General features: G+C 69.8%; 16 protein-coding genes. 6 read left to right on the forward strand and 10 right to left on the reverse strand.

Going from position 1 to position 19,934, the window contains the following annotated elements; genetic code table 11:
• Positions 1 to 16: 16 nt before the first annotated feature.
• From proB to rplU, 4 genes are all read right to left on the reverse strand, one after another.
• Positions 17 to 823 (reverse strand): glutamate 5-kinase, encoded by an 807-nt coding sequence (gene proB / locus E3T42_RS13775; protein ID WP_134366126.1) that lies wholly within the window; start codon positions 821 to 823, stop codon positions 17 to 19.
• Complete coding sequence (gene obgE / locus E3T42_RS13780; protein ID WP_134366125.1) at positions 820 to 2,400, reverse strand: GTPase ObgE; 1,581 nt, start codon at positions 2,398 to 2,400, stop codon at positions 820 to 822. The genes proB and obgE overlap by 4 nt, the downstream gene beginning before the upstream one ends.
• A gap of 115 nt (positions 2,401 to 2,515) precedes the next feature.
• Positions 2,516 to 2,773, reverse strand: a complete 258-nt coding sequence (gene rpmA, locus E3T42_RS13785) for a 50S ribosomal protein L27 (RefSeq protein ID WP_104169636.1) — start codon at positions 2,771 to 2,773, stop codon at positions 2,516 to 2,518.
• An 18-nt stretch (positions 2,774 to 2,791) separates the two neighbouring features.
• On the reverse strand, positions 2,792 to 3,100 hold the full coding sequence (gene rplU, locus E3T42_RS13790; RefSeq protein WP_134366124.1) for a 50S ribosomal protein L21: 309 nt from the start codon (positions 3,098 to 3,100) through the stop codon (positions 2,792 to 2,794).
• 192 nt (positions 3,101 to 3,292) lie between these two features.
• Here rplU and E3T42_RS13795 point away from each other — a divergent pair, with 192 nt between their 5' ends.
• Entirely contained in the window at positions 3,293 to 3,595 is a 303-nt protein-coding gene (locus E3T42_RS13795; RefSeq protein ID WP_134366123.1) for a DUF4031 domain-containing protein, read from the forward strand.
• A 99-nt stretch (positions 3,596 to 3,694) separates the two neighbouring features.
• On the opposite strand, the gene E3T42_RS13800 is transcribed toward E3T42_RS13795, so the two are convergent.
• A complete protein-coding gene (locus E3T42_RS13800) occupies positions 3,695 to 6,505 on the reverse strand; it encodes an Rne/Rng family ribonuclease (RefSeq protein ID WP_134403175.1) in 2,811 nt (936 codons plus the stop codon).
• Positions 6,506 to 6,801: 296 nt separating this feature from the next.
• On the opposite strand from E3T42_RS13800, the gene E3T42_RS13805 reads away from it, so the two are divergent.
• A complete protein-coding gene (locus E3T42_RS13805; protein ID WP_134403159.1) occupies positions 6,802 to 7,401 on the forward strand; it encodes a vitamin K epoxide reductase family protein in 600 nt (199 codons plus the stop codon).
• A 301-nt stretch (positions 7,402 to 7,702) separates the two neighbouring features.
• On the opposite strand, the gene ndk is transcribed toward E3T42_RS13805, so the two are convergent.
• The 5 genes from ndk to E3T42_RS13830 form a co-directional block, all read right to left on the reverse strand.
• Complete coding sequence (ndk, locus tag E3T42_RS13810) at positions 7,703 to 8,125, reverse strand: nucleoside-diphosphate kinase (RefSeq protein WP_134366120.1); 423 nt, start codon at positions 8,123 to 8,125, stop codon at positions 7,703 to 7,705.
• Positions 8,122 to 8,517: a DUF4233 domain-containing protein gene (locus E3T42_RS13815; protein WP_241976159.1), complete on the reverse strand. Its 396-nt coding sequence runs from the start codon at positions 8,515 to 8,517 to the stop codon at positions 8,122 to 8,124. The genes ndk and E3T42_RS13815 overlap by 4 nt, the downstream gene beginning before the upstream one ends.
• Positions 8,514 to 9,890, reverse strand: a complete 1,377-nt coding sequence (locus tag E3T42_RS13820) for a folylpolyglutamate synthase/dihydrofolate synthase family protein (protein ID WP_134403161.1) — start codon at positions 9,888 to 9,890, stop codon at positions 8,514 to 8,516. The genes E3T42_RS13815 and E3T42_RS13820 overlap by 4 nt, the downstream gene beginning before the upstream one ends.
• Positions 9,883 to 13,374 (reverse strand): isoleucine--tRNA ligase, encoded by a 3,492-nt coding sequence (locus tag E3T42_RS13825; RefSeq protein ID WP_134403162.1) that lies wholly within the window; start codon positions 13,372 to 13,374, stop codon positions 9,883 to 9,885. Before E3T42_RS13825 ends, E3T42_RS13820 begins: the two co-directional genes overlap by 8 nt.
• 254 nt (positions 13,375 to 13,628) lie before the next feature.
• Positions 13,629 to 14,258 carry a TetR/AcrR family transcriptional regulator gene (locus tag E3T42_RS13830; RefSeq protein ID WP_134366116.1) on the reverse strand — a complete coding sequence of 210 codons (630 nt, stop codon included), beginning with the start codon at positions 14,256 to 14,258 and terminating at the stop codon, positions 13,629 to 13,631.
• 101 nt (positions 14,259 to 14,359) lie between these two features.
• Between E3T42_RS13830 and E3T42_RS13835 the strand changes: the two genes are divergently transcribed.
• From E3T42_RS13835 to E3T42_RS17490, 4 genes are read left to right on the forward strand one after another with little or no spacing between them, the layout of a single operon-like run.
• Complete coding sequence (locus E3T42_RS13835; protein ID WP_134403163.1) at positions 14,360 to 16,009, forward strand: ABC transporter substrate-binding protein; 1,650 nt, start codon at positions 14,360 to 14,362, stop codon at positions 16,007 to 16,009.
• 19 nt (positions 16,010 to 16,028) lie between these two features.
• Positions 16,029 to 17,009 carry an ABC transporter permease gene (locus E3T42_RS13840; protein ID WP_134366114.1) on the forward strand — a complete coding sequence of 327 codons (981 nt, stop codon included), beginning with the start codon at positions 16,029 to 16,031 and terminating at the stop codon, positions 17,007 to 17,009.
• Positions 17,006 to 17,890, forward strand: coding sequence for an ABC transporter permease (locus tag E3T42_RS13845; protein WP_134366113.1), 885 nt, complete (start codon positions 17,006 to 17,008; stop codon positions 17,888 to 17,890). Before E3T42_RS13840 ends, E3T42_RS13845 begins: the two co-directional genes overlap by 4 nt.
• Complete coding sequence (locus E3T42_RS17490; protein WP_134403164.1) at positions 17,887 to 19,815, forward strand: ABC transporter ATP-binding protein; 1,929 nt, start codon at positions 17,887 to 17,889, stop codon at positions 19,813 to 19,815. Before E3T42_RS13845 ends, E3T42_RS17490 begins: the two co-directional genes overlap by 4 nt.
• Positions 19,816 to 19,934 lie beyond the last annotated feature (119 nt).

A 19,934-nucleotide genomic window follows, 5' to 3' on the forward strand; every position in this document is an offset into this window, starting at 1 on the left:
GTTCCCTCTCGCGCACTCACAGGAGCGCGCGCCCTGGCGCCTGGGGCATCGGTTCGAACCAGGTGCCGACCTCGGCCCCGTTGAGCGCGTCGCCGGCCAGGCCGGTCGCGGTCACGAGCACCGCGGTGCCGGCCGCGGCCGCCAGCCGGGCGGCCTTGACCTTCGTGCTGGCACCGCCGGTGCCGACGCCGGCGGCGCCGGAGGTCCCGAACTCCATTCCGGCCAGTTCCTGGTCGAATCCGATCAGGTCGATCCGTTCCGCGCCGGGCAGGTGCGGGGGCCTGGTGTAGAGCGAGTCGACGTCGCTGAGCAGCAGCAGCAGGTCGGCGCGGATCAGCACGGACAGCATGGCAGCGAGCCGGTCGTTGTCCCCGAACCGGAGTCCGTAGGTGGCGACGGTGTCGTTCTCGTTGACGATCGGCATGATCCGCAGGTCGAGCAGGCGATTCACCGCGCGGCGCGTGTTGCTGCGGTGCGGTTCGTTCAGCAGGTCGCCCTCGGTCAGCAGGACCTGGCCGGCGGCGATGCCGTGACGATCCAGGGTCTCCTGGTAGCGGGCCGTGAGCACGTTCTGCCCGACGGAGGCGGCCGCCTGCTGGGTGGCCAGGTCGGCCGGCCGCTCGTCGAGGTTGAGGTAGCTCAGACCGCTCGCGACAGCGCCGGACGAGACCAGGACCACCTCGACGCCACGGTCGTGCGTCTCGGCCAGTGCTTCAATCAGGGGTGCGATCTGGTCGGCGTTGTCGCCGCTGATCGACGAGGAGCCGACCTTCACCACGATGCGCCGTGCGGACGAGACCTGGGCACGTGCGCGCGAACTCATTCGGCGTCGCTCTCCTTTGCCTTGTTCCGCGGCACGGAACCGTCTCCGGTCAGGACGTCCCCGTTGAATTCCTCTTCCCCGGTCGACCACATGCCGGCTTCGCGTTCGCGGATGAGTTCGGCACGCGCGGCCGCCTTGGCGTCCATCCGGCCGAAGTATTCCTCGCGGCGCTCGTTGCTGGTGCGGCGCTTGGAGTCGTCCAGGCGGGTGTCGGTGCCGCGCGGGGCGGTGATCAGTTCGGCGGTCGAGGTGAGAGTGGGCTCCCAGTCGAAGACCACGCCGTTGCCCGGACCGATGATGACCGTCGAGCCCGCGATCGCGCCTGCCTTGAACAGTTCGTTCTCGATGCCCAGCTTCGCCAGCCGGTCGGCGAGGAAGCCGACGGCCTCGTCGTTCTTGAAGTCGGTCTGCTGCACCCAGCGCTCGGGCTTGGTTCCGATGATGCGGTAGATGTTGCCGAACGACCCACCCTCGACCTTGACGACGAAGCCGCTGTCGTCGACGGGCTTGGGACGGATGACGATGCGCGGCTTGACGGCCTGCGCCGCGGCGGCCTCGACCCGGCCGGCCTCGACCGTCTCGGCCAGGGCGTAGTTGAGCTGCTTGAGGCCCTCGTGGCTGACGGTGGAGATCTCGAAAACGCGGTAGCCGCGCGCCTCGAGGTCGGGCTTGACGAACTCGGCGAGTTCGCGGCCCTCGGGAACGTCGATCTTGTTCAGGGCGATCAGCTGGGGGCGTTCCAGCAGCGGCTTCTGGCCCTCGGGCACCGGGTAGGCGGCGAGTTCGCCGAGAATGACGTCGAGGTCGCTGAGCGGGTCACGATCGGGGTCGAGCGTGGCGCAGTCGAGGATGTGCAGCAGGGCCGTGCAGCGTTCCACGTGGCGCAGGAATTCGAGGCCGAGGCCCTTGCCCTCGCTGGCGCCCTCGATCAGGCCGGGCACGTCGGCGACGGTGTAGCGCACCTCGCCGGCGTCCACGACGCCGAGGTTGGGGTGCAGGGTCGTGAAGGGGTAGTCCGCGATCTTGGGGCGGGCGGCCGAGATGGCCGCGATCAGGCTGGACTTGCCGGCCGAGGGGTAGCCCACGAGTGCGACATCCGCCACGGTCTTCAGCTCGAGCTGGATGTCGCCTTCCCAGCCGTAGGTGCCGAGCAGGGCGAAGCCGGGGGCCTTGCGCTTGAGCGACGCCAGGGCCGCGTTGCCGAGCCCGCCCTGTCCGCCGGGCGCGACGACGATCCGGAAGCCCGGTTCGGTCATGTCGGCGAGCTCGTTGCCCTCGGCGTCTTTCACCACGGTGCCGAGAGGCACGGCGAGTTCCATCAGCTCACTGCCGAAACCGGCCCGGTGGTCGCCCATACCGGGGCCGCCGTTGGCGGAACTGCGGTGGGGGGACCGGTGGTAGCCCAGGAGGGTCGTCACATTGGGGTCCGCGACGAGAACGATGTCGCCGCCGCTCCCGCCGTTGCCGCCGTCGGGGCCGGCGAGAGGCTTGAACTTCTCACGCTTGACGGAGACACAACCGTTCCCTCCGTTGCCTGCTCGCAGGTGGAGAGTGACGTGGTCAACAAACGTGGCCATGGGGGTGCCCCTTTCAGGTGGCAAAAACTATGTGCACAAAAACGAAAACGATGGTGCCGTGAAACACGCAAAGGGCGAGCCGAAGCCCGCCCTCACGCTTACAAGTTGTGGATGCCTACGCGGCAGCCACCACGATGTTGACGACCTTGCGGCCACCCTTCGCGCCGAACTCAACCGAGCCGGGCTCGAGGGCGAAGAGCGTGTCGTCTCCACCACGGCCGACGTTGACGCCGGGGTGGAAGTGGGTGCCGCGCTGACGGACGATGATCTCGCCCGCGCTGACAACCTGACCACCGAAGCGCTTCACGCCGAGGCGCTGGGCGTTGGAATCGCGACCGTTGCGAGTGGAACTCGCACCTTTTTTGTGTGCCATCTGTTCTTCTCCTCAGGCCTAGGCGATGCCGGTAACCTGAACGCGAGTGAGCTCCTGACGGTGCCCCTGACGCTTCTTGTACCCGGTCTTGTTCTTGAACTTCTGGATGACGATCTTCGGACCACGGAGGTCGTTCAAGACCTCGGCCGTAACCGTGATCTTGGCCAGCGACTGTGAGTCAGAGGTGATCTTGTCGCCGTCGACGAGAAGCACGGCGGCCAGCTCGACGTTGCCGTCCTTATTGGCTTTGATTCGGTCCATCGTGACGATGGTTCCGACCTCGACCTTTTCCTGCCGCCCACCGGCGCGCACAACTGCGTAAACCAAGTTACGTACCTATCTCTGGGGAGCCGTGAGGCCCCATGATGGAAAGTTACTGCTTTGAACAGGCCAAGCCGGCCCACTCGCTTTCAGAAAACCTTGATGACCGCGTGAGCTAAGGCCCAACGCACACCAACAGTCGACTTTAGCTGATCATCCAGCCCCGGTCAAACCGAGACGGGATCGTAGAATCTGAACATGACGGTGTTGATAGACCAGCCTACGTGGCCCGCCCACAGTACGGTTTGGTCTCATCTGGTCAGCGACACTTCCCTGGCCGAATTGCACGCATTCGCGGCCGCCAACGGGATTCCCCGGCGCGGATTCGACCTGGACCACTACGACGTCCCCGCGCGCCTGTACGAGGCCCTGGTGGCCGCTGGGGCGCATCCGGTGAGCAATCGGGAGCTGGTCGTGCGGCTGCGGGCCAGCGGGCTGAGAGTGACCGGCAGGCAGCGCGCTCACCTGCCGCCCGCTCCCCCACGCGACGACAACGCCTGATCCCCTGCGCGAGGGCCTGAACCACGAAGACGGGCGACCGGCGGCGAGGCGGCGATCGGCCGCTCACGCCGCCGGTCGCCCGGCGATCATTCGATGCAGTTACTGCTTCTCGTCCGGGGACGACGTGACGATCGGCTGAAGGCCGGCGGTGGACCCGCCGGCCGTCGTGACCCGGCGGCTGCGCCCGCGCCCCTGGCCGGGCTGCTTGGGCTCGGGCAGTGAGTCGAGCACCGAGTCCAGCAGCTGCTCGGTGACCTGCTTGCTCACCGTGCGACGGCTGCGCGAGGACTTCTTGATCGGGATGTCGAGAATCGCGACCGACTCGGATGAATCTTCCGAGGCCGACGCCGACGCCGACGACTCGGTGGCCGCATCCGGTGCCACCGGGGCGGACTCGGCCGCCTGGACGGGCTCGGTCTGCGCGGGCTGAACGTGCTGCCTGGCCTGAGTCGACTGGCCCGACCCGGAGGATGCCCGCCGGCTGCGGCGTGCCGGCGCAGCGGTCGCTTCCGGGGCGGCCACCTCGTTGACGGCCGCCTCGATCGGGTTGACATCGCGGGGAGCCTGCTCGACCTCCTGCGCGGGTACGGCAGTCTCCTGCGCGGTTGCAGGCTTGGTTTCCGGCGTGGCTTCAACGGACGGCATGATCGGGATGGATCCGGTCAGCGAACGGGTGATCGTGCGTGCGGCAATCAGCGCGAGGGCGTGCTTGGCGTCCTCGGTGATCCCGTGGGTGCCGTGACCGGCCCTGGCGTCGGCCTGGGTGGCCGCGGCCGCACTGCCGGAGTTGTTGCTGCCGTCACCGGAGTTGCCGCCATTGTTGCCGCCGTTGCGGTGTCCGTTGCCGCCGTTGCCGGTGTTTCCGTTGTCGCCGCCGGAGTTGCCGCCCGACTTGCTGCGCGGGCGACGCTCCATCGCCGGCTGAGCGGTCTGGCGGTGCTTGAGCACGGGGTCGTGGTGGATGACGATTCCACGGCCGGCGCAGGCCTCACAGTTCTCACTGAAGGACTCGAGGAGTCCGAGGCCCAGCTTCTTGCGGGTCATCTGCACGAGTCCGAGCGACGTGACCTCGGCCACCTGGTGCTTGGTGCGGTCGCGGCTCAGGCATTCGAGCATGCGGCGCAGCACCAGGTCGCGGTTGGTTTCGAGCACCATGTCGATGAAGTCGACGACGATGATGCCGCCGATGTCCCGCAGACGCAGCTGGCGCACGATTTCCTCGGCGGCCTCGAGGTTGTTCTTGGTGACGGTCTCTTCGAGGTTTCCGCCCGAGCCGACGAACTTGCCGGTGTTCACGTCGACGACCGTCATGGCCTCGGTGCGGTCGATCACCAGGGATCCGCCGGAGGGCAGCCAGACCTTGCGGTCGAGCGCCTTCTCGATCTGCTCGGAGATGCGGTACTCGTCGAAGGCGTCCATCTCGCCCTCGAAACGTTCGACCCGCTCGACCAGGTCAGGGGCCACCTGGCCCAGGTAGGTCTCGATGGTGGCGCGTGCCTCGTCGCCGGAGATGACCATCTTCTGGAAGTCTTCGTTGAAGACATCCCGCACGATCTTGATCAGCAGGTCAGGCTCGCCGTGCAGCAGGGCCGGTGCCGAGGCGGATTCGACCAGCCTGGCGATGGACGCCCACTGGTCGGTGAGGCGGTTGACGTCCAGCGTGAGCTGCTCGTCGGTGGCCCCCTCGGCCGCGGTGCGCACGATGACGCCCACGTTCTCGGGCAGGACCTCCTTGAGGATCTTCTTCAGGCGGGCACGCTCGGTGTCGGGTAGCTTGCGGCTGATCCCGTTCATGGAGCCGTTGGGCACGTAGACGAGGTAGCGGCCCGGCAGGGAGACCTGGCTGGTGAGCCGAGCGCCCTTGTGGCCGATCGGGTCCTTGGTGACCTGCACCAGCACCTTGTCGCCGGGCTTCAGTGCGAGTTCGATCCGTCGGGCCTGGCTGCTGTTGCCGGAGGTCTCGGCGGCGGCCTCCCAATCGACCTCTCCGGCGTAGAGCACGGCGTTGCGGCCGCGTCCGATGTCGACGAAGGCGGCCTCCATGCTCGGGAGCACGTTCTGCACCCGGCCGAGGTACACGTTGCCGATCAGGGACGCATCCTGGTTCTTGGCCACGTAGTGCTCGACGAGGACGCTGTCCTCGAGCACGCCGATCTGGATCTTGTTGTGCTTGGCGCGCACGACCATGACGCGGTCGACGGACTCGCGGCGGGCGAGGAACTCGGCCTCCGTGATCACCGGGCGACGGCGACCGGCATCCCGCCCGTCACGCCGGCGCTGCTTCTTGGCCTCGAGCCTGGTGGAGCCCTTGATGCGCTGCGGTTCGGTGATCAGCTCGGGCTCGCGGGGGGCGCGCACCCGCACGACGGTGTTCGCGGGGTCGTCGGAGCCCGAACGGCTCTCGTCGCCGGTGCGGCGGCGGGCCCGACGGCGAACGGTCGACGACTCGTCGCCCTCGTCGTCGTGGGTCTGCCGGGTGTCCGAGCGGTCCGGCCGGGCGTCCTGCTGGTAGCTGTCACGGCTGTCGCGGCGAACGCCGGTGCGGGCCGGGAGCGGCACGATGACCGGAGCCTGGAAGACCAGGGAGGTCGAGGGCCGGCGGACCACGTCGGTTGTGGGGGTGGGCGGCAGCGTCAGATCCACGTCAGCGTCCTGTTCTGTGTCGGGGGTTCCGCCGAACGGTGCGGCGGATGCCGGCTCGGTCGCGGAATCATCGGGGAGGACCGGAGCCGGTGGCTCGGTCGGGGCGGGCTCGCGTGTCGCCGCGGCGACGACCGGAACCTCGTCCTGTGGGGTGTTGCTCGGGTCATCCGTCACGACCGGGGACACCGGTGTGGCAGCACGGCGCGCTGTGCGGCGACTGCCGAACAAACCCTTGCGTTTTTTGATGTTTTCGTTGTCTTCCACCATCACTGGTGCGCTCCTTGACCGGTGTGGGCGACCGCGCCACCCATCCGGCTACTCTCTCGTGGGAGGATTTTGCTTACGCGAAACCCTCGGGAATCCTCTTCGTTCGCAACCGGCTCTTGGCTCTGGCTGCTAATACCTTTGGTCGTGGGACCAATGAATCCGGGCTAGTGCGGCCCATTTATAAAAATGTGTGATTAAGCCTTCTCTGGCATCAACTTGAGCGCGGCTCAAGCGACATCTTCGATTATCGCATGCATTCTCAGGATCACGTGCGAGGCACATGACATAATCCGAAGGTGCCAGCAGCCGACCAGTCCAAGCGCCCCGTCGGGCTCGCAATCTTCCTCATCGTCGGTGGACTGATCGCCCTCACCGCGGCATTCCTGCTGACCATCGACAAATTCCGCATTCTCGAGGACCCGCAGGCGCAGCTGTCCTGCAACTTCAGCGTCCTGGTCGGCTGCAGCACGAATCTGGGGTCCTGGCAGGGTGCCATCTTCGGCTTTCCCAACCCGCTGATCGGGCTGATCGCCTGGACGGTCGTGATCACGATCGGCGTCGCGATCTTGGCCGGCGCCCGCTTCAAGCGCTGGTTCTGGATCGGTCTGAACATCGGTGTCACGGGCGCCCTCGCCCTGGTGCTCTGGCTGATGGGCCAGAGCTTCTTCGTGCTCGACGTGCTCTGCCCCTGGTGCATGGTCACCTGGGTGGTCACGATCCCCACGTTCCTGGCCGTCACCCTGCACAATCTCACCGTCGGCAACCTGCCCGCGTCGCCGGGCGTTCGGCGTTTCGCGGCGGGCGCGTACTCGTGGATCGTGGTGATCACGATCGGCTGCTACCTCGTGGCGGCCGTCATCGCCCAACTGCAGATGGACTTCCTGCACCGCCTCTAAGCCCCGGCTACCCTCGCCGCCCGCGCCGCCGAAAGCTCGCCGAGCCGTGAGTTTCATCGCGCCGAGCCGTGAGTTGCGACCCTCCGCAGACGCGAAACAGGGGCCAAACTCACGGCTCGGCGAACGTGGCGCTGCGACGACGGTGACGCGGCGGCGAAGGCGGGACGCAGGTCCGCACGGCCGAAAAACGTCGCCGAGCCGTGAGTTGCGATCCTCCGCAGACGAAAAAGAGGGGCCAAACTCACGGCTCGGCGGATGGGGTGGGGGTGGGGTCCTGGATGGGGACCGGGTGGGGGTCTCGCTAGTCGAACCAGAGGGCGAGCTCGCGGGCGGCGGACTCGGGCGAGTCGGAGCCGTGCACGAGGTTCTGCTGCACGCGGGTGCCCCAGTCACGGCCGAAGTCGCCGCGGATGGTGCCGGGGGCCGCCGTCGTGGGGTCGGTCGTGCCGGCCAGGGACCGGAAGCCCTCGATCACGCGTTCGCCGGCGATCCGCAGCACGAGGATGGGCCCGCTCTCCATGAATTCGACCAGGGAGTCGAAGAACGGCTTGCCCTGGTGCTCGGCGTAGTGCTCGGCCAGCAGGGACCGGTCCGCCTGCACCAGCTTCGCGTCGACGAGGGAATAGCCCTTCTGCTCGATCCGGCGCAGGATCTCGCCGGAGAGATTGCGGGCCACGCCGTCGGGCTTGACCAATACGAGGGTTTCTTGGACCTGGGTGCTCATGAGTTCTCTTTCTGGTTGTCTATTCTCGAACCGGCGATCATGCAGTACGCCCACATGGCGGTGAACATGGCGCCGACAAAAAACATGGCGGGGTTGAGGAAGCCACAGAGCAGCACGATGGCCTGGAGGATCCAGCCGATCACGTACGACCACGGGTAGCGCAGCAGAGCGATCACGGCGACCATGGCCAGCGACAAAAGCGCTCCGCCGCCGAGGGCGAGCAGCGGCGGCAGCGCGCCGAGCCCGAAGATCACGAGCGCGCCGAGCATCACCACGATCGTCTCGAAGCCGAGCACGATCGAGGCCAGGGAGCGCTTGATCGACCGCGGGACGGCGGGGCGAACGGATGCGCCGGGATCCGGCGTCTCGTCGGGTTCGGGCGCGAGGGTCACTTGGTCATCCATTCGCGGGAATCGGCCAGGGTGATGGCCTCGCCGACGAGCGTGATCGAACCGGTCACGATCACGGCCCGTTTGGGCGATTCCAGGGCCCAGTCGCGGGCGGAGTCGAGCGCGGCGGCCAGGTCGTCGAAGCGGATGGTGCTCACCTCGCCGGCGGTCTCGGCCACCAGGTCGGCGAGGTCGTCGACGCCGATCGCCCGTTCGGAGTGCGACTGGGTCACGTGGAACCGGCTCACCGACGGCAGCAGCGCGGTGACGATGCCGTCGGCGTCCTTGTCGGCGAGGATGCCCACCACCGCCACGATCTCGTCGAAGTCGAAGTAGTCGCCCAGGGCCGCGCTGAGGGCGGTGGCGCCGTGGGGGTTGTGCGCGGCATCCACCAGCACGGTCGGTTCGACGCCCACCAGCTGGAGGCGTCCGGGCGAGGTGGCCGAGGCCAGCCCTTCCTCGACCAGGTCGTACGAGAGCGCCGTGGCGCCGGCGCCGAGGAAGGATTCGACCGCGGCGATCGCGACGGCCGCGTTCTGGGCCTGGTGGGTGCCGTACATCGGCAGAAAGAGGTCGGAGTAGGTGCCGGCCAGGCCGCGCACGGAGATGAGCTGCCCGCCCACGGCGACCTGGCTGCTCAGCAGCGCGAAGTCCTCGCCCTCGCTGGCCAGGGTGGACTCGGTCAGTTCGGCGGCGCGCTCGAGTTCGGCCTGGGCCTCCTCGACCTGCCGGGCCGAGACCACGGAGGCGGAGGGCTTGATGATGCCCGCCTTGGTGCGCGCGATCTCGGCGATGGTGGCGCCGAGCCGCAGGGTGTGGTCGAGGGCGATCGGCGTGAAGACGGCGACCTGGCCGTCGGCCACGTTCGTGGAGTCCCACTCGCCGCCCATGCCGACCTCGATCACCGCGACGTCGACGGGAGCGTCGGCGAAGCAGGCGAAGGCGAGCACGGTGAGCGCCTCGAAGAAGGTGAGCGCACCCTCCCCGGCGGCGACGAGCTCGGCGTCCACCATCTGCAGGAACGGCGAGATGTCGGCCCAGTTCGCGGCGAGGGCCTCATCGGTGATCGATTCCCCGTCGATCACGATGCGCTCGTTCAGCCGCACCAGGTGCGGGCTGATCAGCAGACCGGTGCGCAGGCCGTAGGCGCGCACGATGCTCTCCGCGATGCGGCTCGTGCTGGTCTTCCCGTTGGTGCCGGTGACGTGGATGATCGGGTACACGGTCTGCGGGTCCCCCAGCAGCTCCAGCGCCCGCCGGGTCGGCGCCAGGCGGGGCCGGGGCGCGCCCTCGCCGACCCGCTCGAGGAGCGCGGCGAGGACGGCGTCGCCGGCCTCGCGGTCGGGATCTGCCGCGGACGGCCGGGGCTTAGACATGAACGAGTCCGTTCTCTCGTGCGACGGCGACCAGGACGGTGCCGCGGTTGGCGTACTGACCGGCGGTGTAGAGCACGTAGTGCTCGACCGGGAACCCGACCAGGCCCGCCAGCCATTCGGACGGCAGCCCGTTGGCCAGGCTGTCGGCGGGGACCTCGGTCGACACGTGGGTGGCGAACCGGGTGGCCAGGGTCTCCGCGGCGAGGTCCACCCCGGGGGCCAGGGCGAACGTGGCGGCATCCTCGTCCGAGTAGAAGACCAGGTCCAGACGGATGCGGTCGCTCACCTCGAAGCCGGCGGACTTGCGGGTGTCCTGCACGGCGCGGATCAGGTCCCGGGCGAAGCCCTCCGCCTCGAGCACGGGCGTGGTCCTGGTCTCGAGCAGCACGAAACCGCCGCCGGCCAGCAGGGCCAGGGCGGGGGCATCCGTTGCGGTCTCGGACGCGTCGGCCTCGGCGCCCGAACCGGTCTGCAGCACGAGTTCGTACTCGCCCTCGGCGAGGGCGATGCCCCCGGCGGTGACGACGCCGTCGGTTTCGCTCCAGTCGCCGGATCGGGCGGCCTTGATCACCTGCTGCACCTGCTTGCCGAGGCGCGGTCCGGCCGCCCGGGCGTTCACGGTGAGTCGGGAGGTGATGCCGTAGGCGCTCGCGCTGTCGCCTTGGAGTTCGACCAGGCGCACGCTCTTCACGTTGAGTTCGTCGCGCAGGATGCCCTCGAAGGGCGCGAGTGCCGCCGTGTTGGAGGTGACCACGGTCAGGGTCGCCAGCGGGAGCCGCACGCGCAGCCCGGCCTGCTTGCGCAGGGAGAGCACGGTGGAGCTGATGGTGCGCACCTGGTCCATCGCGGTGACGAGGTCGGCGTCGGCGGGGAACAGGTCGGCGTCCGGCCAGTCGGTGAGGTGCACGCTGCGGCCGCCGGTGAGGCCCTGCCAGATGCGCTCGGTGACGAGCGGGAGCATCGGGGCGGCGACCCGGGTGACGGTCTCGAGCACGGTGTACAACGTGTCGAACGCCTCGGTGGAGCCGCCGGCCGCGGCGCCGGCCCAGAACCGGTCGCGCGAGCGGCGCACGTACCAGTTGGTGAGCACGTCGGCGAAGTCGCGCAGCCGGGCGGCCGCGAGGCTGCTGTCCAGGTTCTCCAGGTCGTTCGTGACGTCCACGATCAGGTCGCGGGTCTTGGCCAGCAGGTACCGGTCCAGCACGTCGGTGGAGTCGGCGCGCCAGGTGGCGTCGTAGCCGTTCTCACCGGACGCGTTCGCGTAGAGCGAGAAGAAGTACCAGGTGCTCCAGAGCGGGAGCATCACCTGGCGGGCGCCCTCGCGGATGCCCTCCTCGGTGACGATCAGGTTGCCGCCGCGCAGCACGGAGGAGCTCATCAGGAACCAGCGCATGGCATCCGAGCCGTCGCGGTCGAACACCTCGTTCACGTCGGGGTAGTTGCGCAGCGACTTGGACATCTTCTGCCCATCGTTGCCGAGCACGATGCCGTGGCTGACGACGTTCTTGAAGGCCGGCCGGTCGAACAGGGCGGTCGAGAGCGTGTGCAGCATGTAGAACCAGCCGCGGGTCTGCCCGATGTACTCGACGATGAAGTCGGCCGGGTTGTGGCTGTCGAACCAGTCGGCGTTCTCGAACGGGTAGTGCACCTGGGCGAACGGCATCGAGCCGGAGTCGAACCAGACGTCGAGCACATCCGTGATGCGGCGCATGGTGGACTGCCCGGTCGGGTCGTCGGGATTCGGGCGGGTGAGCTCGTCGATGTAGGGCCGGTGCAGGTCGGTGGGGCGCACGCCGAAGTCGGCCTCGAGCTCGTCCAGCGAGCCGTAGACGTCGATGCGCGGGTAGTCGGGGTTGTCGCTCTTCCAGACCGGGATGGGCGAACCCCAGTACCGGTTGCGGCTGATCGACCAGTCGCGGGCGTTGCCGATCCACTTGCCGAACTGGCCGTCCTTGACGTTCTCCGGCACCCAGGTGATGTCCTGGTTGAGGTCGACCATCCGGTCGCGGAAGTCAGTGACGCGCACGAACCAGCTCGACACGGCCCTGTAGATCAGCGGGTTGCGGCAGCGCCAGCAGTGCGGGTACGAGTGCTCGTAGCTGGCCTGGCGGAGCAGGCGGCCCTCGGCGCGGATCAGCTGGGTGAGCGGCTTGTTCGCGTCGGACCAGAGCTGGCCGGCCACCTCGGGCACGTCGGCGAGGAACTTGCCGCCCGCGTCGAGGGAGATGATCACCGGGATGCCGGCGGCCTCGCAGAGCTTCTGGTCCTCTTCGCCGTAGGCGGGGGCCTGGTGCACGATCCCGGTGCCGTCCGCGGTGGTGACGTAGTCCCCGACGATGATCGTCCAGGCATTCTGCGTGCCCCAGACCTCGGTGTCCGCGTAGTAGTCGAAGAGGCGGTCGTAGGAGACGCCCTCGAGGTCCGCGCCCGGCACCGTGCGGGAGATCGCCGCCAGCGCGTCGACGGCGGAGTCGTAGCCGAGGTCCTTGGCGTAGTTGCCGACGAGGTCGATCGCGAGCAGGTATTCGGCGCCGAGCACCTCGACCCGGGCGGAGGACACCGGGGCGACGGATGCCGCGCCGCCGTCCGGCCCGGCCTCCCGCAGCACGGTCGCGTCGGGGGTGCCGTTCGGCCCGGCGGGGACGACGGCGTACGTGATCTGCGGCCCCACGGCCAGCGCCATGTTCGTGGGCAGGGTCCAGGGTGTCGTGGTCCAGGCCAGGGCGCGCACGGCGGTCAGCCCGAGGGCTTCCGCCTTCGCCCCGACCAGCGGGAACGTCACGGTGACGGTCTGGTCCTGGCGCATCTTGTAGACGTCGTCGTCCATCCGCAGCTCGTGGTTGGAGAGCGGCGTCTGGTCGCGCCAGCAGTACGGCAGCACCCGGTAGCCCTCGTAGGCGAGGCCCTTGTCGTGCAGGCGTTTGAACGCCCAGATCACGGATTCCATGAACGTGATGTCGAGGGTCTTGTAGTCGTTCTCGAAGTCGACCCAGCGGGCCTGGCGGGTGACGTACTCTTCCCAGACCTTGGTGTACTTGAGCACCGAGCTGCGGGCGACCGCGTTGAAGGCGCCGATGCCCATCTTCTCGATCTCGCTCTTGTCGGTGATGCCGAGTTCGCGTTCGGCCTCCAGCTCGGCCGGCAGGCCGTGCGTGTCCCAGCCGAAGCGGCGGTGCACCTGCATGCCGCGCATGGTCTGGAACCGGGGGAACAGGTCCTTGGCGTACCCGGTCAGCAGATGCCCGTAGTGGGGCAGCCCGTTGGCGAAGGGCGGGCCGTCGTAGAAGACCCACTCCGGGGCATCCGCCCGGTTGTCGATCGACGCCTGGAAGGTGCCGTCCTCGGCCCAGAACTTGAGCACGTCGGTCTCGATCTGGGGGAAACTCGGCGACGGCACGATGCCGGAGGGCACGCTGCCCGAGGGAACGGTGCTGCCGGGCTGCTGGTCTGCCGAACCGGGGTGCCGGCCTTTGGGGTACGTCATGCTTCTCCTGGACGAGTCGGGCAGGTTCTGCTTGGTGCAGAGCCGCCCTGTTCCACGAGGACGCCGAACCCGAAAAGGGATCCGCCGCGGTACCACCTCGCTTGCCGCCTGGGCAGGTGGACCCGGGCAACCGCTTGTTCTGAGGCTGTGACGGGCCCGACCCGTTCGGTTCTACCAGGAAGCCGCCCGGAGGCGGTTCCGTTCTTCCGAAGACTCACCGGTGATGGCCGGATCACAGTCATGCAGGAACGATTCTAGCCTGCGGCGTGCACGGCCCGGTAGCCGGAGCAGACCGGCGCGATGGCCGCTTGCAGATATGGGCCCAGCGGCCCGCGGGAGACGCCCGCGCGCGCCCAGACCCCGGCGGCGGCGGCCGCGGCGGCCAACACGGCCATCGCGAAACTCCGACCGACCAGCGCCGCTTCGGCACCGGCGGGCGTGCGCGCCAGGACGAAACGCTCGACCAGCGTCACCAGCGCCATGAACCGGGACAGCGCGGATGCCTCCAGCTCCCCCGTCGTGCCCATCAGCTCGGACTGGGTGAGCGCCCAGGGCACGTGACCGGGCCCGAACCCGGCGGATATCTGCAGCAGGGCCCGCTCGACGGCGGACACCGCCTCGGCCGGTCCGGCGGCGCCGGCGCACTCGGCGAGCGCCGCCGGCAGTCCGGCCAGTCCGGCGTCCACCTCGACCCAGAGCAGGTCGCTCTTCGCGGCGAAGTAGTTGAAGAAGGTGTTGCGGCTCACTCCGGCCCGCCGCGCGATCTGCTCGATCGTGGTGCCCGCGTAGGTCTGCTCGAGGAAGAGTTCCGCCGCGGCCTCCTCGAGCATCATCCGGGACGAGCCGCGCGGGCGCCCGACTCGGCTCGGCGGGTGATTCGTCATGGTGATTCCGTGTTCTACGATGGTGGTCGGTCCGGAACATTCTTGGACCGAGTCCAACAATTGCACACTCGGCCGAGTCGCGCCGCGGAAAGAGACCTGACATGATCGCCTCGGGGCACACCCACCGCGCTTCGCGCACCGTCGCCGGCCTGGTCGCCGCCGGCCTTCTCCTCACCGGCTGCGCCAGCCCTGCGGAGTCTCCCACGATTGAGGGGCCCGTCACCGGCGGCACCCTCACCTACGCCTCCGGCGACGCGGAACCCACCTGCCTGGACCCGCACGTGGGCGGCAACTACCCGCAGGCGCTGGTGAGCACGCAGTACCTCGAGTCCCTGGTCTCCCGGGACGCCGACGGGAAAATCATCCCGTGGCTGGCGGACTCGTGGACCGAGAGCGCCGACGGCCTGGACTGGGAATTCACGCTCGCCGACGGGGTCTCCTTCACGGATGGCACGCCTCTGGACGCGTCCGCCGTGCAGGCCAACATCGCTCACCTCCAGGACCCGAAGACGGGTTCGTCGACTGGTTACCTGGCGCTGCAGAAGGTCACCGGTACCGAGGCGGTCGCCCCGAACGTGGTGCGCCTGACCCTCGGCGAACCGGACAGCGCCCTGCTCGAGTCCCTGAGCCAGCCGTGGCTCGCGATCGAATCAAAGCAGGCGCTAGCCCGCAGCCAGGAGGAGAACTGCGCGGCTCCGGTCGGGACCGGCCCGTTCCAGGTCAAGACCTGGGTCAAGCAGGACTCGATCACCCTCGTGCGGAACGACGGCTACTCCTCTCCGCCCGCGGATGCCGCGCACAGCGGATCGGCGTACCTCGACTCCATCGTCTGGCGCTTCATCCCCGACTCCGCGTCGCGGTACGCCGCCCTGCAGTCCGGTGACGTCGACGTCATCGACAACGCGCAGCCCGACACGATCGTGCAGACCGAGAAGGGCGACTCGATCCGTCACCTCGACGCACCGCGCCCCGGCGCCTCCAACCGGATCGAACTGAACTCCGGACGCGCCCCGTTCAACGACCCGCTCGTGCGCGAGGCGTTCATCCGCTCGGCCAATGTCGACGACGCGGTCGCGAGCCTGTTCCAGGGCACAGCCACCCGCTCCTACGCGGCCCTCTCCAGTGCGGAGTCCCTCGCGGTACCGCGCCCCGAACTGTTCGGATACGAGCCGAAGGACGCCGGCACCCTCCTCGATTCCGCGGGCTGGACGAAGCGCGACGCGGGCGGCTACCGGGTCAAGGACGGCGTGCGGCTCACGGTCACCTTCCCGGTGAGCACCAACCAGTCCATCCCCGCGGAGCAGTCCCTGTTCGAACAGATCCAGGCCACCGCGAAGAAGACCGGCTTCGAGGTGCGCCTGGTCCCGATGGACCTCTCCAGCTGGTACACGGCCCTCGGCGAGAACAACTACGACGCCGTCAGCGCGCCGTACACCAAGGTCGGACCCGACGTGCTGCGGATCCTGTTCCACTCCGCCGGCATCGTTCCCGCGCCCAGCGGCTACTTCGCCAACCACGCGCAGGTGAACGACCCGGCCATCGACGCGCTGCTGACCGAGGCCGGCCAGGTCACGGATGCCTCCAAGCGCAAGGCCCTCTACACGGACGCGCAGAACCAGGTGCTCGAGGGCTACTACATCCTGCCCCTCTACGACCAGCAGAACCACTTCCTGCTCGGGGCGAAGGTCACCGGCGCCCGCGCCCTGCCGACCGTGTCGACGCCCACGTTCTACGATGCGTGGCTGAAGTAGCGGATGCCGGGAACAGCCCATGCCTGACGCGGCGGCGCAGGCTCGGTCCACCCTCCGCGCCCTGCGCCGGAGCGTGCCGGGCCTGATCCTGGTGCGTCTGGTCGGGGCCGGCTTCGTGCTGTGGATGGTGGCCACGCTCACCTTCTTCGCCGTGCGGCTGATCCCCGGCGACCCGGCCGAGGCCATCCTCGGCGGTCCGGGTTCGCAGACCTCGCCGGCGGCGCTCGCCGCGGTGCGCGCCGAGTACGGCCTCGACCTGCCCGTGTTCACGCAGTACCTGGCGCAGCTCGGTCGGCTCGTCACCGGCGACCTGGGCCGCTCGTACGCGTTGAACCAGGATGTCGCCCCGCTTCTGGCCGGGCAGCTCGGCGGCACCCTGCTGCTGGCGGTGCTCGCCCTGGCCGTGGCCTGGCTCCTCGCCCTCGTGCTGGCGACCTGGTCGACCCGCGGCGGCCGGTTCGCCTGGTTCCTCGGGTCGGGGCTGGAGATCGTGTCCGCCGCGCTCCCCCATTTCTGGCTGGCGACCGCGCTGATCGTGTTGTTCAGTGTCTGGCTGGGCTGGCTGCCGCCGGTGAGCACGGCCGGGCCCGCCGGGCTGGTGCTGCCGGTGCTGACCCTCGCGGTCCCGCTGGCCGGGTTCCTCGGCCAGATCATGCGGGAGTCCCTGCTCGCCGCACTGGAGTCGCCCTTCGTGCTGTCGGCGCGGGCGCGGGGTGAGGGCGAGCGCGGCATCCGTTGGGTGCACGCGTTGCGCCACGCCGCCCTGCCGGCGATCAGCCTGTCCGGTTGGGCGTTCGGGTCCCTGATCAGCGGCGCGGTGGTGGTCGAGACGATCTTCGCCCGGCCCGGACTCGGACGCACCCTGCTGAACGCCGTGACGGTGCGTGATGTGCCGGTCGTGGTCGGCACCGTGCTGGTCGTGGCGCTCGGCTACATCCTGATGACCCTGCTCACCGACCTGGCCCAGCGCCTGGCCGATCCCCGGCTGCGCACCCGATGAGCGACCTGGAGATCCAGGCCGGCCTCGGCCGGTCCGCCCGCGCGCCCCGCCCGGCCCACCCGCCCCGGCGCGGCCGGCGACCCCGGATCGGGGTCGCCGAGACGCTGAGCGGGCTGTTCGCGCTGTTCCTGGTGGCGGCTGCGCTCGCGCCGGCCCTGGTGGCGCCCGGGGACCCGCTCGGGATCGATCCCCTGTCCGCGTTCCAGGCTCCGTCGCTCGTGCACGGGTTCGGCACCGACGAGTCCGGCCGGGACATCTTCACCCGGGTCGTACACGGCACCGGCAGTTCCCTGCTGATCGGCACCCTCGCGACCCTGATCGGGCTGGGCCTCGGACTCGTGCTCGGAACCCTGGCCGGGATGCTCGGCCCGGTCGTCGACTTCACCGTGAACCGGCTGCTCGAGGTGCTGTTCGCCTTTCCGGGGCTGCTGCTGGCGCTGCTGTTCATCCTGGTCTTCGGCCCCGGAGTGGCGAGCGCGACCGTGGCGGTCGGGCTGGCGACGGCGCCCGGGTACGCCCGCATCATCCGGGCCCAGCTCGTCTCGGTGCGCTCGTCCGCGTTCGTCGAGGCGGCCACCGTGCTCGGCCTGGGTCGCGGCCGGATCCTGGCGCGCCACATCCTGCCGAACACCCTCGCTCCCCTGTTCGTGCTCGGCACCCTCGGGATCGGCCAGGCGATCGTCTGGGCCTCCGCCCTCAGTTATCTCGGGCTGGGCGCCACGCCGCCGGCCGCCGAATGGGGCGCCATGCTCTCCGCCGGGCGCACGTACATCGGCTCGGCCTGGTGGATGAGCTTCTTCCCCGGCCTGTTCATCGTGCTCGCCGCGGTGTCGGCCACGGCCCTGGGCCGCGGCATCGACCGCAGGCTGAGGCACGCATGAGCGCGGAGAGCGCGGAGAGCCTGGCACCCGGGCCGGCAGCCGCCCTGCCCGCGACCGCGGCCGCGGCCGCGACCGCGCCGATCGTGCCGGTCGTGCGCGTGCGCAACCTGAGCGTGGGGTTCGGCCCGGAACCGGGCGCATCGCCGGTGGTGGAGGGCATCTCGTTCGACGTCGCGCCGGGCGAGTGCCTGGCCCTGGTGGGCGAGTCCGGTTCCGGCAAGTCCGTCACCGCGCGCAGCCTGCTCGGCCTCGCCGGGGACACCGCCTGGCTGCGCGCCGACGAGCTGACTCTCGGCGCGTCCGGCGTGCTGGAAATCTCGGAGGCCGCGTGGCGGTGCCGGCGCGGACGCGACGTGGGCCTGGTGTTGCAGGACGCCCTGGTGTCCCTGGACCCGCTGCGCCCGGTGGGCCGGGAGATCGCCGACTCGCTCCGGCTGCACACCCGGCTGGGCGCCGCGGCCCGCCATGCGCGCGTGCTCGAGCTGCTGGCACGCGTGGGGCTGCCCGACGGGGAGAACCAAGCCCGGAAACGCTCAGGGGAGCTGTCGGGAGGCCAGCGCCAGCGCGCCCTGATCGCGGCCGCGATCGCCCTCGACCCGCCGTTCCTGATCGCCGACGAGCCGACGACCGCCCTCGACGTGACCGTGCAGGCCCAGATCCTGGACCTCCTGGCCGACCTGAAACGCCGGGGCACCGGGATCCTCCTGATCAGCCACGACCTCGCCGTGGTGGGCCGCATCGCCGACCGGATCGCGGTCCTCTCCGAGGGACGCATCGTCGAGCAGGGGCCGACCGCCGCGGTTCTGGCCGCGCCGGAGGATCCGGTCACCCGGCGGATGCTGGCGGCCGTCCCCGTGGACAAACCACGCGGCCTGCGCCTGACCGCGCAGCTGACCCCAGCTCTGACCGCGCAGCTGGCCCTGCGCGACGCGGAGCCGGCCCGGGCGGTCGACGCCGAAGCCGGGGCGCACCCGGCCGCTCCCGCCGCGGCCAGAGAGGTCGTGCTCGAGGCCACCGGGCTGGTCAAGCGGTTCACCCGTCCCGACGGCAGCGTTCAGGCCGCCGTCGACGACGTGTCGTTCCGGCTGGAACGGGGAACGACCCTCGGCATCGTCGGTGAGTCCGGTTCGGGCAAGACCACCCTGGCCCGGCTCGTGCTGGCGCTCGCCCGGCCGGACGCGGGCGAGGTGCGAGTGCTCGGCGAGCCGTTCAGCGTCGCCGGCGAGAGAGCCGGCGCCGAGAAGGCGCGGCGGCTGCTGCGCCCCCAGTTGGGCGCGGTCTACCAGGATGCGCTCAGTTCCTTCGACCCCCGGCTCACGGTCGGCGACGTGCTGCGGGACGCAGTAGGCGGCAGGACCGGCGGCACGACCGTCGACACGACCGTCGACACGACCGTCGACACGACCGTCGACACGACCGTCGACACGACCGTCGACACGACCGTCGACACGACCGGCGCCGGCCGGTCCCGCGGTCGCGACGGCCTCCGATCCCGCGGCGGATCGGTCGACAGGTCCGATGCCGCCGGCCGGCGCATCCGGGAGCTGTTGGACGCCGTGGGCCTGCCCGCGAGCCTGCTCACCCGGCGGCCGCTGTCCCTCTCCGGCGGGCAGCGCCAGCGGGTGGGCATCGCCCGGGCGCTGGCCTCCGAGCCGCAGATCCTGATCTGCGACGAACCCGTCTCCTCGCTCGACGTCACGGTGCAGGCCCAGGTGCTCGACCTGCTCGACGACCTGCAACGGGACCTCGGCCTCAGCGTGCTGTTCATCTCCCATGACCTCGGGGTGATCCAGCACGTCAGCGACCGGGTGGCCGTGATGCGGGACGGCCGGATCGTCGAATCGGGCGCGGCCGGACAGGTCTTCGGGGCGCCGCAGCATCCGTACACCCGGGCCCTGCTGGGCGCGGTCCCCCGCCTCGGCTAGCCGGACTCCACGACCCCGCGCTCGTGGCGCAGGTTGTGGCCCGCGGCGCAGGTTCGAGCCTGCGCCCGCGGGAATAACCTGCGCCGCGAGCGGCCGGGGGGACGGGCGAGCGGCCGGGG

The organism is Cryobacterium sp. TMT4-10 (genome assembly GCF_004403275.1).
Classification (GTDB): Bacteria; Actinomycetota; Actinomycetes; order Actinomycetales; family Microbacteriaceae; genus Cryobacterium; species Cryobacterium shii.